Genomic DNA, 16277 nt, shown 5'->3' with positions numbered 1-16277 from the left:
CGGATACTATAACACTTCGGCGTTGAATGAGGTAAGTCTGGTAATTGGTAAAGTGTACTGTACTGATTATATAGCTAGTCTAAATAAGTTGTGAAAAAAACAAGTTTTAAACGAACCGCGAAGACGCGAAGCACGCGAAGGTCGGAAAGAGAAGAGAGTTTCACGACTTCTGCAAGACTCACTATAGTGCCTCACGAGGCGATCGCGCAGTGAGCCAGAGACCTACCGTTTCCCTAGTTCCTGAACCCAAACCCATAATTGCCACCAAATTCAGTCCGACTCCCAGTTGGTTTTTTGGGAATTTCTTCTCTCGTTCTTTTTCCTACCTATCGGTAGTAAAAGAGAAAAGATTCATTCTTAGAGTGACCAATGCCTCCCAATTATATCAACCTTCTTTCCCAACTAATAGCCAGACATGATTTTCACCAAAATAACTTCCCAGAAGCAAGCCACTTGCAGCCAACTGCAACAGCCGATTTGTGTGAGTTTTTAGGCGAAGAGGTTATTTATCAGACAATCGCGACTGCTATAACTCCTAAGCTCTACAAAATTCCTCAAGACTTGCCGCCTTCAATAATTTCTGCTTTGCACCGCCAAGGCATTCAACAGCTTTATTCGCACCAAATTAAAACACTCAAAGCCGTGCGCCAGGGCAAAGATGTCATCCTCAGCACAGCAACAGCTTCTGGCAAATCTTTAAGTGCGTACTTGCCTATTTTAGAGGGCATTCTCCAACATCAATTTACTGCACTCTCTATTTATGGCTTGAAAGCTTTAACAGCCGACCAAAGTCAAAAACTTGCCGATTTGCTCCAACTGATTCCTGAGCCTGCGCGCCCGCGCCTTGCCCTTCTAACTGGAGATACTCCTCCCAAAACCCGAGAACAATTATTAGCTGCAAATCCCAGCATAATCAGCGCCACACCAGAGTTAATTCACTATGCGCTGAAAGGCGTTCACTGGAGTCAGCCTTGGCAGCATTTTTTAAGTCGCCTCCGCTATATTGTCCTAGATGAAGCTCACACTTTTAACGGAGTTTACGGAGCTAACATGGCTAGCTTAATTCGCCGCTTAAAATTGGCAGTAGACGAGCGCGGAGGTTCTTCTCAAAAACTACAATTCCTGATGTTGAGTGCTACCGTTGGCAATCCCGTTAAATTAGCGAAGTTACTATCTGGTAGAAGTCGAAAGCGAACTATCAATAAACCCGAGCGGTTAGTTTGGATTAACTCTAGCGGAGCTGCTGTCCCAGAACGGCAATTAATTGTTACTAAACCGACTCATGATGCTAATTCCGATGTTGCTCGCATCATTATGTTTTTGTTGCAGCAGGGGCAAAGTGGAATTTGCTTCGGTAACGGCAGACAAGCAATTAAGAACTTGTGGGCAACTTTTAAGCAAGAAGCTGTAACTCAAACTAACTCGGGAATTGAGTCGCAAGTAGCAATTTTCTACGGCAGTTTAACAAGCGAGCGCCGCATGGAAATTATTAACTCTTTGCAGTCAGGAACAGTTAAGTGTATCCTCAGCACTAGCGCTCTCGAAGCAGGAATTGATTTGCCTCAACTTGACTTTGCTATTATTAGGGGATGGCCGGGAAGCTTGCAAGCTTTTAGGCAGAGGGCTGGCCGGGCTGGTCGCACAAACTCCGGTTTAATTGTCTTCATTCCTATTGCACAATCACCTTTGGATAACTATTTTGCCGATCGCCCTGAATTGTTGCTGTCCGCCGAATCTGAATTGGTGAGCTTTAATGCCAATTATCCCATAGATATTGCCAAACATTTGATGTGCGCGGCTGTCGAAACAGGCATTCCTGCCCATAAGCTCAAGCACTACTTTGGCAAGAGCGCTCATATAATTGCAACGGCTTTAATTGAGCAAGGTGTTCTTCACAGAAGCCGGGATAAATTATGGGCTAAAGGCTTTCCCCATAAAGATGTAAACTTTCGAGGGGGAACGGGTTCTAGTACGATACAACTGGTGGATGCGGAGACTCAAGAAGAGATTGAACTCCTCAGTGCGGAGATTGCTTATCGAGAGGTATTTCCTGGTGCTATTTACCGCACGCAAAACTCAGACGGCTGTTTGGTGACTTATACTTCGCGCTCGCTCTTGAATGGCAAAGCTATTTTGCAAAACACCCCTGAAACTCGACTGTTTACTGTAGCGATTAGCCACACTGATACCAGCCTCAAGCAGAATTTGAGTTTGCCTCAACAAATCCCGTTGGTCATTCCAGAAGTTGAAGGAAATGTTCAAACCAATTCAACGGATAGTAAGGCAATTCCAGCTCAAGCTATTCTGGAACTGGTTTGGGGAGAAATTAGCCAACTCGTCACTGGTTATCAATTATTAACTCGCAATTACGAGTTAACTTGTCTCAATAGAAAGTGTGTCAATTACAAAGAGCATTTACCAAAATGTACTGCCTGTCCTGTTTGTGGCAAGAGAACTCGCTCTGCTGAGCTAACATCGGTTCTTAATGAGGTAAACTTTGAGCAACCTTACGAAATAAAATTTGCGACTCCTGTACTGCAAATTAGTTTTAATTCCCCGGTTGAATGTTATCTGCAACAGGTAGTAACAGCTACTCGCCAGGAATTGCTTCAGTCTCAACAGCCGATTCCTCCCGGATATCAGCAGTTGTGGGAGTACCCCGCGAATTTGTTGGCTATTCACAGTTTCGGCCATCAAATTTTAGCAGCTTTACCTCTGACTATTTTGGCTTCACCTAATGATGTGAATTTTCTGGTAGAGAAGAGAGGTGCAAATGACTATGCAGGACTCTTTTACGATTTAGCAGAAGGAGGTTCGGGAACCTCGGAAGCTATTTTTCGTTCTCTCCCTCAATTAGCTCATGCGGCTGCTGAGTTAGCCCGCAGTTGTTCTTGCAGTTCTGGCTGTCCTAAATGTTTGATTCAGTCGGGATGCCCTGATGGTAACAAAGCTTTACTCAAGCAGGTGGGGCTGCTGCTGTGCGAAGCATTTTCTACTCCTTAAATATCAAAAAATGGGTGGAATAGACGGCTGAGAAAGGGGAATAGGGAGAGAGAAATAGGGAAAATGGGAGTGGGAATAGAGTGTAGCTTTTTTGTGTGAAAATAGCTACACTCTATTCCCCAAATTTTTTTACTGTTTTTATTAAACAAGACGCTGCTTGCATCAACATAGAATTGTGCGAACCGCTACTGCGGTTTTTAGGGGTGCATTTTTCAGACTTGTACTTATGAAAAACAAGCTTGTCTTACCAGTCATTGACTCCAAGACTAGAGAGTCAACGCTGTTACATTTCAGAAATCAACCCTATAAACAAAAGAAAAAGCAAGCTTTAATTCCCAACCTCAAACGAGATTTAAAGCCGGGCTGGCTTTTAACAATTCTCGCACAAATAGACCGATGTTTATGGGGAAGGTGGGATTATTGGGCTTTGTGTCAAGCTGTCCCCGCTCATGCCTGGATGCGGTGGAAGATGGAGCCAATGCTAGCCATTCTGGAGAACAGAAAACCAGAAATTTTACCCAAATTTGTAATTGAGGAAACTTTGCCAGCAGAACCGATTCCCCAAATCGAATGGCAGCATTCTCCTACCGCAGAAGCCATGTTAGATAACACTCTCAATTGCATTCCTCAACATGGAGAATGGAAAACTTGGTCAGCTTGGGACTATTTGGAGTTTTTCTTGGACTGGGTTTTGTTCGCATTCGGACATCCAGCTTACAAGATTTTACCCAAAGAACCTGCCGGCTGTGAAGGTGCATCAATGCGTCTTTATCAGATGTTTGACCTGTCAATTCTCATGCTGTATCCTGAAGATTACATGGGCCGGCTGCTACCCCAAATTTGCGGAAAGACTGCTCAAAAAAGTTCAGGCTTTTATCCGACACCCTTAGCTTTGTGTCAGTTCATATCTAAGTTAGTCAGTGGTGATAAAACAGAGCGAATTTCCAGCTTCAATGAACCTGCGTGCGGTACGGGTGCTTTAATGTTAACACAGTCGAATTATTGTCTGAGCGGTATCGGTCAAGATATAGACCCTACTCTGTTAAAATGCGCTTTGTTTCAGTTTTATCTGTTTTCACCTTGGCTGGCTGTTCCGATTTGGTGGTTGGGTCAAACTGATTTGCTCCTTGGCAATACTTTAAGTAGCGATAGACCTCAATCAATAAACGCTGCTTACTGGTATAATGAGTGGTTTGAGCCAGTCGAGTCCCAGGCTGAAAATCATACTGATTGTCCTGTCGAACATGAAATAAGTTCAGGAGAAAGCTCAGAAGTTATTGACTTGAATGAGAAGACATCAATTCACTCAAATCCAGTCATTCAAGAAGTTGTTAATGGCAAACGCCGCTCCAGAAAAACGACAACATCTCCTCACCAATTTACGCTGTTTAATTTGGACGATTTTTAGCCCAATACCTACCTATCGAACGATTGTTACGGTGCAGGTGAAGAGGTGAGTTCAAATCACCTTTAACGTTAGTCTCATTGTTAAGAACCAAGCTACCGATATCGTTGGTAAACTATCACGCATGAGTTCGGAATTTGGAAAGCAACAAGCCGAATATAGCGCAGTCAGACACTCAGTTGCGATCGCGACTACACAACCAATTTAGGGTGCATAGACACCAGAACCTCTATCTGTCAAGGCAGATGCGCCCTAAACGCCTGCTAATTTAGAGTAAATGGATGCCAAAAACTCTCATTTGTCAAGGCAGATACACCCTAAACGTTCGCTTGCTTTAGGGTGCATCAACGCCAAAACCATTAATCTATCAAGGCAGATGCACCGTAAACGACTCGCTTGCTTTAGGGTGCAGATTCGATAAAAGCCTTAGTTAGTCAATGCCTATGCACCCTAAACGACTCGCTTGCTTTAGGGTGCATAAACGCCAGAACCACTAATCTATCAATGTCTATGCACCCTAAACGACTCGCTTGCTTTAGGGTGCATAAACGCCAGAACCACTAATCTATCAATGTCTATGCACCCTAAAAAACTTAAGGCTTGAGCTTGCCCAGATAGAACGAATGATGCTTGCCACCCTTACGAAATCTCAAGTAGGCATAGGGGCCGCATCCTTTGATTGTCTTGGATTCGATGTATCCCGTACTACCGCGCGCACCAGTAGCAGCCATTTTTTCTTCTCGTTTTTCTTCCCAGTCTGAGTCGGCTTCCAACTCCGACAACCTTTTCTCTTCAGCGTCAATTAGCACGTCAATTGCATCGAGAAGGTACTTGAGCTCTTCCAGCTTAAGTTGATAGCAATCCTGCAACACGCTGTGCAGCGTTGCAATTTTCACGGAACAACTGCGCTTTTTGGGCATAACCAGTCAAATTTATGGGGCAAAAGCGATCGCATACTCTGCAAACCTTGAGTCAATGAACCCTAAACTGATAGATCACAAGCGGGCTGAAGTTTCCACTCACACCTCGTGTCTTGTACAATTTTTAGTATTGGCTTACTGCTTGTTAAAACTGTAGCACAGATATAAGGTCGAGCATGGGACGGAAACAGAGATCGCCTTCAGGCATTGTTTTTCGAGCGCGAGTTGCGCGACAGACACCAGAACAACTTGAAAAGCTTGCAGCTTCTATGGGTCACTTGTACGGAGGCAAGGGAAAACCCGGTGCCCTACTAGATATGCTGGCATCTGGAGATTTGGTTCTCGTACCCAAAACCGCAACAGATGTCATCAAATCTGTGGCACAGTTTTTGGAAAAAACCGAGCAGCCGGCCGTCAAATTGGATCGTAAGCGGGGGGACGGTACTCAAACAATTCCTGCCGGGTCACAGCAAATCTAGACCGGTCTGTTCCTGATGTTGGTAAAACAAACGATGCTTGAGTGCCAATTGCTTGAATGTCCTCAGAACTCCGTTCAAAAGACAGCACAAACTGAGTCCTTTGATAGCGCAAGTCAGCAATTGTTACCTCCCCGGGCTTCCCTTTACAGATGGTGAGTGCTTGGGAAACAGCTAATCGTCTCTAATCTCACACAAGATTGGATTAAGTAGTTGGACAGAATTAATTACACAAAATAGAATCTGAAATTCTCTTCCTGTGAGCCTTACAAAATTATATCTGTGTAAATATTTCTGTCCATGTACTTAAAACTGTGCGTTTTTTTCCACCTGCTTGTAAGCGGGTACTACTTATTTAGTTGAAAGACCTTGCTTGAATAAAACTTCAGTTAGTGGCAAAAATGTTTTTTTAAAGTAAAAAAACATAAATTTGAGGTGGCTTTCAACTAGGAAATTGGTAATTTTTTTTCCATGATTCTACAATAAAAGGCGAGGCAGTGTCAGGCGATCGCCTGACAGGAGTATTTTTGCTTAAAGACTATCCAATCGAACGCGAGGTATGAATATTCTCAACAATGCTTCATGCTCTGTGACAGTTGAGGGTGCAGGATGTGGGCTATAAATTTTTAATCCTATTCCGCACTCCCGGACTTTTTCTGTGGCGATCGCCGCTATTGCTCAGTCTTTTATGCTCTGAGCAATGTACCTCCTTACTCTATCAGACCTCAATCAAACTATTCATACTAGCCCACTACAAGAGCCGCCTCTTGTTCCTTCCTATCTTCAAGAACGCTTGCAACTGCTTGTCAAGCAAATTTTAATGGGATTACCTGTCGAGCCAATTCTCAACAGTCACCCCCAGTTCCAGCAGTGGGTTTTCCAGCTCAAAGAACTATCGCCATCACTGTTTTTACCGCAGCGAAAACTGTTTGTTGACATTCCAATTCAAACAAAACTAGACCGAGCAAAAAGGGGAGTGACAGAAGAAAATTCTTCCCCTTCTCCTCCATTTAAAGTGATACAAGTCCGTGCAAATGTGGGTCTAGTCAAAGGAACGCCCAAACTATTTGAGTGGGCGATTCGCCATCCTGTACTGACTTGGCAAGACCGAGTTAAGTTATGGGTAGCTGCCGAATTTTTCGAGATCGAGCCTCACAAGCTGCAACTGATTATTTTGGCACTGCACCCGACTCAACAAGCAGAAAAAGTTCTGTTTGCCTGGGACAGCAAGCAACACCGACAAACTCAAAATTGGCTTTTGACTACCATTGAACGAGAGAGAGAACAAACAGTTATCAAGCTCAATGGTCATCTAACACCTCAACCGAAGGAAGTAGCAACAGCTATTAATTTGGATGAAGTCAATTTGGATGAAATCAATTTGGATGAAGTCAACGAAGTGTCGATCTAATCTGTTCAGACTGTGTATAGCTCTTCTGGATTTGTGGTGGGAACGGTAGTGTGAGCCTCTCGCCCGGGCTTTTCGGGCCGCATCACTAGAATTTTTATGATCACCTAAAACTCGGGAGAACCGACTTTATTACCATCCTCCTATCGAGAGACATCCACCTTCCGAAGAAATTGCCCAAAAATCAATACTTTTCTTCTCTCCATAGGAGGATGACACTCTTTAACATGAGGAAAAACAATAGACTATGGATAAAATGTAGTAGGAATCTTAATCGTGACTGCAACTACCGCCACCCAACCAAAAACAAGCCAACTAAAAACCATCCTGATAGTTGAAGATGACCCGATGATGCAGCTCGGTCTACAGCATATCCTCAATAACCAACCCCATTTAACAGTTGTCGCACAAGCTGTTAACGGCAACGAAGCCGTCAGTGCTGCACTGCAACACCAACCAGACATCGTGCTGATGGACATTGACTTACCCGGAATCGACGGTATTGCAGCCGCGCAGCAAATCAGAGCCGCACTGCCGCATACTCGCATCCTGATGCTCACCCACCACAGCAATCCAACTCAGGTAATGGCGGCTTTGTCAAGCGGCGCTCACGGCTACTGCGTTAAAGGTACTAACGCAGAACAACTTCTAGCAGCGATTACGACTGTGCAAGAAGGTGGCAGTTACCTAGACCCTAAGATTGCCGACTGCGTGCTGCAAAATCTCAAAACGCCACTGCCCGATAGCTATGCGAATGACGACATCAAGCTGACAGAACGGGAAATGCAGGTTTTGCAGCAGCTAGTTGAGGGTAAAAGCAATAAACAAATCGCTGCTCAACTAGGAATGAGCGTCCACACCGCCAAAGGTCATGTAGAGATGATTATAGCTAAATTTGAAGCGAGCGATCGCACCCAGGCTGCCGTTAAAGCACTGCGTTTGGGGCTGGTTTAGCCGTTGGAATGCAGCTTCTAATTGTTCTAAAAAAAGTGGTTTTTGAGGCGTAGCTATCGCGTAGCAAATTATAACAGCTTGTCAATCTTCAAACTTTGGCAATGTCAACCAAAACCTCGCTCCTTTTCCCAATTCGCTATCAACGCCAATCTCTCCGCCGTGAGCCTCAACAATTTGCCTGCAAATGAAAAGTCCCAATCCCAATCCTTGTCTTAAACTAACTCCAACTCCCCTCGTATAAGGCTCGAATAATCTTGCACATTGTTCGGGCGAAATTCCGGCCCCATTATCTGCAACCGTACAGCGAACCATCTCACCTTCCTTTTTAGCTTCTACCGTCAAAATAAACCCAGACTGATTGTATTTAACAGCATTGTCGATCAGATTGCCAAACACCCGCCAGAGCTGCTGGGCATCAGCATTGACTAAAGGCAAATCGGCTGCAAAAAGCTGCTTAACCTTGACTCGATGCTGGTTGAGAATTGGTAATCTTTCAATAAGAATATTTTGGACTAAAGTGGGCAGCGACAGCGGCTTCATGGCTAAAGAAGCACTTTTCACATCAAACTGTTGTGTTGCTGTTAGTGACTCAATCAACTGGAGTTGGCGCGAACAACTTTGCACCATAACCTCCATAGTCCGCCTATCAATAACAATGTTGTTGCCAGCATCATTGAGGCGACTTCGCAGCAGCAGCGACATTCCCGATAGAGGCGATCGCAAATCGTGCGAAACAGCGTGCAACAGCATTCTTAAATTGGCTTCTGCTTGCTGTCTTTCTTGAATTTCCTGGCTGAGCTGAACATTTTGTGTAGCCAATTGCACGTTAGCGCAGCGAAGTTGCTGCTGCAGCCGCTGAATTTTAAGTTGGGCAGATACCCGCGCTAACACTTCAACAGGCTCAAAAGGTTTTATAATGTAGTCAGCACCGCCCGCCTCAAACCCTTTTACTTTGTCAAATACGTCATCTAAAGCGCTGATGAAAATTATAGGGATATCACAAGTAGCTTCAGATGCTTTAAGTTGACGACAGACTTCATAACCATCCATACCGGGCATTTTTATGTCTAGCAAAATCAAGTCGGGCGCTTGCAACTCTACTGCTTTTAAAGCTCGCTGTCCACTAATCAACTTCCTGACTTTGTAACCCTTTTCAATTAGCAATTGAGAAAGTAGTTGAATGTTAGCGGGAATATCGTCAACAATCAAAATGTCAGCCAAAAATTGTTTAGTTTGCTCCATCATCTATCGCCACCAAAGGACAGAGTTTTGAGTTTTTTCCGAATATTGCCAACCGCTATTTTCCCAGCCGCACTGTTCGCACCAGCAGCATTAACAGGCGACTTAACATCAGCCACAGTCACGGGTTCTTCTGGATCGTTCGGATGTGGCAGCAATTGGTAAGCGAATCGAATCCGCTGATCCAGCTCTTCATCTATATTGAGCAGTTTACCCGTCTGCTGCTCTACTGACAAAGCTTTCGCCCGCCTTTCAAGCTGCGGTCTGATGCTGCTGTCCCACAGTTGTTCAGACTCTTTAGCTCGCTTTATGTCGCCGGGCCGCACCGGAATCTTGAGAGGGTAGGGAAATAAAGCTTCCGCCCCCGTTGCGTAGGCCGGTGAAGTGATGACGCATTTGCCTTGAGGAAACCTCAGAATTTCGTCAGGACTAATCAGCGGTTTCTTTTGCAACTGTTCGCTCCAGTTGACAGAACGGCTCGTTTGCTGCCCCGTCGAGCTGCCGGTCGATCGATTTTTTACCAGCACTTCCACTTCCCCGTACCGCTTAGAATATTTCTCGGCTGTCTCAAAATCGCCGGGGTTGAAGAGGACATGAGTTGACAGAGCACTGGCGATCGCAGCCCCTTTTTTATCCCCATAGAGATTATAGAGTTGATTGAGTGATTGAATGCCAACAATCGGTACGCCGCCAGCAGAACGATATTCGTTAGCCCACTGATCCATTCTGTCGAACTTGAGAGACGGAAACTCGTCTAAGCAGTACAAAAATGGGTCAGAACGTACCCGACTCAAATTAGACACCACACATAAGTGAATAGCAGCAGCTAACAGCGGCCCCACTACAGTGCGTCTTTGGTCATCTAATTTAAAAATAATGCACTTTTTGCCTTCTAAAGCAATCGGAATGGTGCTGCGACCAATAAATGCCCGCAACAAATCTTTTTGAATGAAACTGGAGTAGGTAGCCTCTGCGGTGGCCTTGATGCCCGCCACTGTTTTTTCAGCATCTTTTGAACTTAATAACTGCGAAAAACTAGAGGCAATCCACCTGTCCATTTTGAGGGGATGACCGTCAGGTCGGTGAACGGCGTGGTCGATGCGCTTGACCAAATCGGGCAGTTGAATAATTGCGTACACAAAAGCTAAATCCGGGTAAGGACTGCTTTTTGCCAACTGCACTAAACCCTTCGCCATCAACTCGCCTGCTTTCTCAAAAAACTCATTGCCTTTACTCTCCCCCAGACTAGCATTTCGAGCAATAACTTGTCCAATTTCTGCTGCCATTACTGCATCTTGTGCATCTCTCATAAAATCCAGAGGATTGATAGTGCCGCTGTAAGCTTCCCCTGGCGCAAACACTTGCACATCATAGCCGTAGCGCACTGCAAGGGGTGCAAGCAGTTTCATTTGGTCTCCTTTTTTGTCGTAAATAATGGCAGGAAAGCCTTGCTGAAATGCACTTTCAACCATCCGGTCAATGACGCTGAATGTTTTGCCAGAACCCGGAGCGCCAATGACTAAAGTGCCGCGTTCTGCGTGGGGAAACCAAACTGTAGGAGATGCACCTAATAGCGTTTGCAATCGAGCACTCAATCCCTGACAACCTTTAAACCAATAAGTCGGCGTACCGCTCCACAAAGTAACGGGCTGCCGTTTTTTTTCTTTCATTTGCTTGAGGGCAGAGCCTGTGGCTGCCAATTTTTCAGCCGTCCCGCACAGCCGCCCGGAGGTAATTTTACCCTTCCCATTTCCAACTAATTTGGAAGCAATAAGTAAGCCTGCCATTAGCCCTAACATTGCCAGTCCCTCTGGCTTCATAAACTGACCCAACAAGCCGCCAAAATCTATGCTAGTTAACGAACGTTTAGGAGCTTGAACTGCCATTGGTACCAAGGTAGCTTTGTTAATTTTAGGCAAGAATTGCAAATTGTTCATTTTTTTGAGCTCTTAAAAAACTAAATGTTTCAGCTAGCGGCTATCGCCTCAAGGGGGAAACCATGACAAAAATAGGTAAACAATGGTAAGAAGCAATAACGCGAAATCTCCCAGTAAGACAGTACAGAATTCTAGTGGAAAGTCCCACACGCAAAAGAACAAGAGTGCTGATTATTACGAGATAGATCCGGAGCTATTCAACAGTGATTACAACCAAACTCGCAAGCCCTCTTTGCCCTATGGAATCGTGATTAACGATAACCCAGCAGGTATTTTGCTCCCGAACGACCAGCTTGTCAAAGCGGAATGGCACGTAATACCTAATGTTGAGGAATTGACAACGGTCGAACTAAGCGAAGAAGTGACAGGCTTGCTGCTCCCAAAAGCGAGAATGTTGGTATTAGCTTTTGTGCCTGAGTACATCCGCTACAAAGATATTGAAGAAAATGGAGAATTAGCAGGTACTTTTATTGGGCTTTACGACGAATATCGCGATTCCCTCGATAAAAAGACGCAGGAAGTGTGTTCCGAACACGCTCTCATCTTTCTAAATGCCAAAAACCAACCCCTGCATCAGGTACCGATTGTCGTCCGCTTCAAGAATGTAGCCCTCTGGAGCTTTAAGAGCGCTAGAGAAGAATTTTACCGCAATTTGGAACGGGCATTTGCTGATTGCTTTGGGAGAGATTACAGCGGTAAAAATGACAAGTGGCGCTCTTTGGGAGTGTTGAATGTCGAGTTTAGAGCTCTTAAAGAAGGGGAAGGCAAAAATAAATCGTTTTGCTGCAAAACTCACAGCATTACTCAGCCAACTGATGCTAATTTTCACAAGCTATTTCTCGGTCAAAAACCACAAAAAAAATTGATTTGGGGACTGCACAATAACATTGCTGGTTTCATTGAGGCTAGCGATGCCGGGTTGCCAGCTATAGCTGCTGGTGCGGAACCTGAAGTCCAGGCATTGCCAGAAAGCGTAACTAACCGCAAAAATCGAGGTAAATTGTCACCCCCTCGCAAAATTGCACAAGTTGAAGGAGGAACAGACTCAGAATTAGAGGAATTAGATGAATTTTCCGAGGCTGCTGAGGTTGAAGTTGAGGTTGATTCAGAAGAAGATTTTGACTTCGATGAACCCGCAGACTACTAAACACTAACTACTGAAAAGCTGGCTGTCAGCAAGTTGATAGGTAAGGCCGTCGTAGCAAAATTGAAGCTGGCGGCGGCCTTCTTTGGAAAGCTGATTCACTCCTAGACAAGGCAAACCCTCGTGCGAGGAACTGTCAGCCTCAAACAAAGGAGTTTTCGGCGGTTTATGGGGATCGAGATAAGCTGCAAATACTTCTGTTGGCATTTGACTTGAATCATTAGGAATTAAGTAGCCAACATAAAGGCAGCCTTTTGTGCCGCACAGAGCGGAATTATTGAAATCATAAAGGTTCAGCCGTCCTACCGAGCCATTAACTTGCCACACTCGCATTCTCTTAATCGCTTCCGCCGCTGCACTTTGCCCAGCCACTACTTTGAGTTCTGGAAGGCTGCTGTGTTCCTTTACGATTAGGGTTAAAGTTTCTTTTGGAGTGACTCGCAAAGCTTGTTGCCAAGAAGCTGGTGCGGTTGTTGCTGAACTAGAATTCGTGCAAGCAACTGTCCCCAATAATAGCGACAGGGCGGTAAAAACTGTCAAACCAATGCGAAACCAGTAACCAAGTTGATTTAACCAAACCGGGGGGTTGACAATCTTTTGGGTGCCTGCTGTTTGTTGCTTAACTCTATTTTGTTTAACCATTTGTTACTCCAATTATACAAAATACAAGAAAAAAAGGACAACAAATCAGAAAACAAAGACTCTAAAATAGAGCTTGTTTTGCTGAACTAAGCTGTTGTATGTCTAAATCTTACAGTCAATTTTTATGACTGACTTCGGGGAATACAAAACGACTCTACAATTTCTATCCTGAACAGCTTAGAAGTCATATCTAATCAGTTGACATCGGAATTATTATCTCTCTCTTCTCTTTCTTTGTGTCCTCTGTACCCTCTGTGGTTTAATCATTTCGATACAACCGAAATTGATATTAATGCCATAAAATCAATGGCTTCAACAATTAAAAACGTCCTGGTGGTAGAGAAAGTTGTTAGACTTGTTAATAACTTGCTTTTCCACCTCCTCTTTCCCCTGGTTCAATGGGAGAGCGCAGCCGTGCCAAGAGTAATTGCTATCCCCAAACCGATTAGTATCAAAAAAATTAGCTGCTTTCGCTTGTGAAAAAGTCGAATTAAAAACCACATTCCCCCCAAAAAAGAGCTAATGAACAGCGCCACCTTAATACTCCAACTAGCATTTAAAGTAAGGCCGATGCCTACCGAGTTGCTGATGCCATTGCTGTCACCAGAATTAGCTTGGCAATTGTCGCTGGTATTGTGGTTATAAAGCTCTCGAACTTTTTCCCCGTACTGTTTGAGAGAGTAGCCACCTAAAATGTTGGAATAGCTGGCATCAATTTTACTGCCCGAACCCCCAAAGTGTTTCTGTGCTACTCGCTCAATTAAGCGATCGCCCTTGAACACCTGCCCAGTTTTAGGGTCAATTTCCTGTTGGCTGCTGACTAAGTTCTCAGCTAGAGAATTTTGCAAGACTTTATCCTGAACAGCAGGAGGAAAATATTGGAAGAGTTCCTCTCTTGTAGGTTTTTGGCCTTTGTTGACGTTCAGGATAAAGTTAGCCCCCCCTGGAATTGAGCTGACAGCACGCTGCACGTCTTCCCGGTAACTCATCAACTGATAGCGACCGATCGCCCGCCCGCAGTCGCGAGATCCTTCGGTACAAACCATCTCGCCAATAGCTTCGTAATCGCCACTGGCTGCATTTTCCAAATTGGCGATTCCTTCGGAAAGCTTTGCTAACGCCTCCCCTAATGAAGCTACATCCACACCGTTAACGTAAGTTGCGGGGCGCGCGCACTCTCGCTTGGATTCAGGTAGAGGCTGAGTTGGTAAAGGGTTTTCTTTAGTTTGATTTGAACTCAGCGGCTTTGAAGGTTTTGTTTCAGATGCGACGCCTTTTGAACGCGAAATACTGTTAGAAGAACCGCCCTCTAATCGACCGACAAACATAGGCGAATTAACGCTGTAACTGAGAAACGGAACCGGACCAATAATGTAAGGCGATTTGCCGCAGGGCAAACTAAACCTGAAGTACAGAGCCGTGTCAACAGTATCGCTGGTTTCTGACGGTTCCATTACCACTACTTTAAACACTTCCCCAAAAAGATGCCGGCCCGTCGGTTCCCAACCGGTCAAACAGCCAGAACCACCTCGCACTTCCTGATATTTGCCGCTAATCCACTGCTTGCCTTCTAGCGGCCCTGTGGCGCGGCGACCGACGTTTTCCATGTCGTCGAGTTCGATATAAGCGCAATCTTTCTCGCAGGCTACCGCAAATCCTTCTACATCAGAACCAGAAATTGTGTTATTGCGCTTGCTCTCGTACCGACTGTAAATCATGTCAATTCGCATGATTGTGCTGCCAATAGACGCAATAGGAACCGGAAAAGTAGAAAGCGGGACTTGACTCAGCAGCGGAATATTGCTGATGAGTTCCTCTGACCAGCCAGAGAACTGTTCTAAATTTACGCTATTAAGATTGGGGATTTGGGCGATCGCAAACTCAGATAGGTCAATTTGGTTAAGTTTTGCCTGCGCTAGTTGCGGTACTTGTTTTACAGCTTGACCAATTGGTAATTGGTTGATGTTAGGGTTCACTGCGGCTATTTGAGAAGATAAAGAAGCAATTGGAGGAACATCGCTCAATTGAAATTGGCCTAGATTCGGAACAATTTCAGCCAAGTGACCGACAGTTTGCTTACCAGCTAAGGGAAATGCTGACAAGCTGATATTTTCTAAATTGATATCCCCTAGTGCCAATTGTTCAATTGCTTGCAAAGACAGAATTTCAGGTTTTACATCGTTGATGTCCCCCAGCTTCAAGATGTTGTCAACAGAAGTGCCGGCTTGCCAGCTTCGATCGCCAGAACTTCCAGAACTAGCAACTGCGGGCAGGGAACTAAAGGTAATCTGGCTCCAATCTGGCTGCAAAACTCTAGATTGCTCTTTTTCCCAAATTTTAGTAGGTAAGGAACTGGCGCTAGCAAGTGATGGAAAGCTTAAGAAAGTAATGCAGATGAAAGCAAAAATTAGGCAGAGTGTACTGGCAGCTATTAAAGCCGAGCCTACCTGGCTTAATTTTTTTAACTGCTTTGGACTGTTCATGGGAATCCTATGGATGTTAACTCAAATCCGGTAAAAAAAGCTGCTCTATTCTTTCTAATTTGGAAAAACTTTAAACGGTTTTTAAAACATTACGAAAAATAGAGCAGTATTGCAGAAATTAGCCATCAGCTAAATCTCCCTCTCCCCCTCTCTCCCTCTCTCCCTCTCTTTCTCTTTCCCTCTTTTCCTCTCCCTTTTAGGAATTACCCAAAAACCCGCTCTTTCTATGTAATTCCGTCATTCTAGGTTGAACATGAGAACGAGAAACTGGGTTTTTTAGGTTGATAGTGCGTCCTGGACTGCATTTCTCCATCTTCGCTTTTTTCTTTAATCAAGCTCCAGCTCAAGCTGTGGATTCGGGCGGACTGCTGAATCTGTCCAAGGAGTATCTGCTAGGTTGGACAAGTCATACACATTTTCTTGGTAAGCGTTGTCAAAATTACCTTGACGAACTTCTTTAGATGACGAGTAACCAACAGTCAAATCGGGTTCCGATTCGTAACCGGAGTTGTTATAGCCAGAATTAGGTTCAATCGATGAATTATGCATGGTTTTTATGAGTTCATGTGGTGAACAATTCCAATTTAAATCGCATCGAGTTCCTGCAACTTCATTCCTATGAGCGATTTTGTTCAGTAAAAATTACCCCCTCCACATGGAGGGGGC

The 16277-nt window shown here is 44.7% G+C and carries 12 protein-coding genes; 6 read left to right on the top strand and 6 right to left on the bottom strand.

Features of this window, described 5'->3' with window-relative positions:
* Positions 1-369 precede the first annotated feature (369 nt).
* On the top strand, positions 370-3003 hold the full coding sequence (locus QUB26_RS00660) for a DEAD/DEAH box helicase (protein WP_333316086.1): 2634 nt from the start codon (positions 370-372) through the stop codon (positions 3001-3003).
* 226 nt (positions 3004-3229) lie between these two features.
* Positions 3230-4411 carry a hypothetical protein gene (locus QUB26_RS00655; protein WP_333316084.1) on the top strand — a complete coding sequence of 394 codons (1182 nt, stop codon included), beginning with the start codon at positions 3230-3232 and terminating at the stop codon, positions 4409-4411.
* A 590-nt stretch (positions 4412-5001) separates the two neighbouring features.
* Here the strand turns inward: QUB26_RS00655 and QUB26_RS00650 are convergent.
* Positions 5002-5328 carry a hypothetical protein gene (locus QUB26_RS00650; protein ID WP_333058618.1) on the bottom strand — a complete coding sequence of 109 codons (327 nt, stop codon included), beginning with the start codon at positions 5326-5328 and terminating at the stop codon, positions 5002-5004.
* A gap of 176 nt (positions 5329-5504) precedes the next feature.
* Here QUB26_RS00650 and QUB26_RS00645 point away from each other — a divergent pair, with 176 nt between their 5' ends.
* The 3 genes from QUB26_RS00645 (at position 5505) to QUB26_RS00635 (ending at position 8166) form a co-directional block, all read left to right on the top strand.
* On the top strand, positions 5505-5807 hold the full coding sequence (locus QUB26_RS00645) for a hypothetical protein (RefSeq protein ID WP_333316082.1): 303 nt from the start codon (positions 5505-5507) through the stop codon (positions 5805-5807).
* Between the two features lie 697 nt (positions 5808-6504).
* Complete coding sequence (locus QUB26_RS00640) at positions 6505-7215, top strand: hypothetical protein (protein ID WP_333316080.1); 711 nt, start codon at positions 6505-6507, stop codon at positions 7213-7215.
* 273 nt (positions 7216-7488) lie between these two features.
* Positions 7489-8166, top strand: coding sequence for a response regulator transcription factor (locus tag QUB26_RS00635; protein ID WP_333316077.1), 678 nt, complete (start codon positions 7489-7491; stop codon positions 8164-8166).
* An 81-nt stretch (positions 8167-8247) separates the two neighbouring features.
* Here the strand turns inward: QUB26_RS00635 and QUB26_RS00630 are convergent, their stop codons facing one another.
* Positions 8248-9411 (bottom strand): hybrid sensor histidine kinase/response regulator, encoded by a 1164-nt coding sequence (locus QUB26_RS00630; protein ID WP_333316075.1) that lies wholly within the window; start codon positions 9409-9411, stop codon positions 8248-8250.
* Positions 9408-11342: a type IV secretion system DNA-binding domain-containing protein gene (locus tag QUB26_RS00625; RefSeq protein WP_333316073.1), complete on the bottom strand. Its 1935-nt coding sequence runs from the start codon at positions 11340-11342 to the stop codon at positions 9408-9410. Before QUB26_RS00625 ends, QUB26_RS00630 begins: the two co-directional genes overlap by 4 nt.
* Positions 11343-11424: 82 nt before the next feature.
* Here QUB26_RS00625 and QUB26_RS00620 point away from each other — a divergent pair, with 82 nt between their 5' ends.
* A complete protein-coding gene (locus QUB26_RS00620) occupies positions 11425-12489 on the top strand; it encodes a DUF5895 domain-containing protein (RefSeq protein ID WP_333151671.1) in 1065 nt (354 codons plus the stop codon).
* Positions 12490-12492: 3 nt separating this feature from the next.
* Here QUB26_RS00620 and QUB26_RS00615 read toward each other — a convergent pair whose 3' ends face one another.
* The 3 genes from QUB26_RS00615 to QUB26_RS00605 all read right to left on the bottom strand — a co-directional run bounded on the left by QUB26_RS00615 (position 12493) and on the right by QUB26_RS00605 (position 16160).
* On the bottom strand, positions 12493-13128 hold the full coding sequence (locus tag QUB26_RS00615) for a hypothetical protein (RefSeq protein WP_333151673.1): 636 nt from the start codon (positions 13126-13128) through the stop codon (positions 12493-12495).
* A 395-nt stretch (positions 13129-13523) separates the two neighbouring features.
* Positions 13524-15611 (bottom strand): hypothetical protein, encoded by a 2088-nt coding sequence (locus tag QUB26_RS00610; protein ID WP_333316071.1) that lies wholly within the window; start codon positions 15609-15611, stop codon positions 13524-13526.
* Between the two features lie 327 nt (positions 15612-15938).
* Positions 15939-16160: a hypothetical protein gene (locus QUB26_RS00605; protein WP_333316069.1), complete on the bottom strand. Its 222-nt coding sequence runs from the start codon at positions 16158-16160 to the stop codon at positions 15939-15941.
* Positions 16161-16277: the final 117 nt, after the last annotated feature.

Source organism: Microcoleus sp. B4-C1 (genome assembly GCF_036705285.1).
GTDB lineage: Bacteria > Cyanobacteriota > Cyanobacteriia > Cyanobacteriales > Microcoleaceae > Microcoleus.
This window is presented reverse-complemented; position numbering and strand designations above follow the sequence as displayed.

Bases quoted from the DNA above. Each gene is read 5' to 3' on its own strand.
- QUB26_RS00660 (WP_333316086.1), top strand. From the start codon at position 370: ATGCCTCCCAATTATATCAACCTTCTTTCCCAACTAATAGCCAGACAT.
- QUB26_RS00605 (WP_333316069.1), bottom strand. From the start codon at position 16,160: ATGCATAATTCATCGATTGAACCTAATTCTGGCTATAACAACTCCGGT.
- QUB26_RS00655 (WP_333316084.1), top strand. From the start codon at position 3,230: ATGAAAAACAAGCTTGTCTTACCAGTCATTGACTCCAAGACTAGAGAG.
- QUB26_RS00620 (WP_333151671.1), top strand. From the start codon at position 11,425: ATGGTAAGAAGCAATAACGCGAAATCTCCCAGTAAGACAGTACAGAAT.
- QUB26_RS00640 (WP_333316080.1), top strand. From the start codon at position 6,505: ATGTACCTCCTTACTCTATCAGACCTCAATCAAACTATTCATACTAGC.
- QUB26_RS00650 (WP_333058618.1), bottom strand. From the start codon at position 5,328: ATGCCCAAAAAGCGCAGTTGTTCCGTGAAAATTGCAACGCTGCACAGC.
- QUB26_RS00610 (WP_333316071.1), bottom strand. From the start codon at position 15,611: ATGAACAGTCCAAAGCAGTTAAAAAAATTAAGCCAGGTAGGCTCGGCT.
- QUB26_RS00615 (WP_333151673.1), bottom strand. From the start codon at position 13,128: ATGGTTAAACAAAATAGAGTTAAGCAACAAACAGCAGGCACCCAAAAG.
- QUB26_RS00645 (WP_333316082.1), top strand. From the start codon at position 5,505: ATGGGACGGAAACAGAGATCGCCTTCAGGCATTGTTTTTCGAGCGCGA.
- QUB26_RS00630 (WP_333316075.1), bottom strand. From the start codon at position 9,411: ATGATGGAGCAAACTAAACAATTTTTGGCTGACATTTTGATTGTTGAC.
- QUB26_RS00625 (WP_333316073.1), bottom strand. From the start codon at position 11,342: ATGAACAATTTGCAATTCTTGCCTAAAATTAACAAAGCTACCTTGGTA.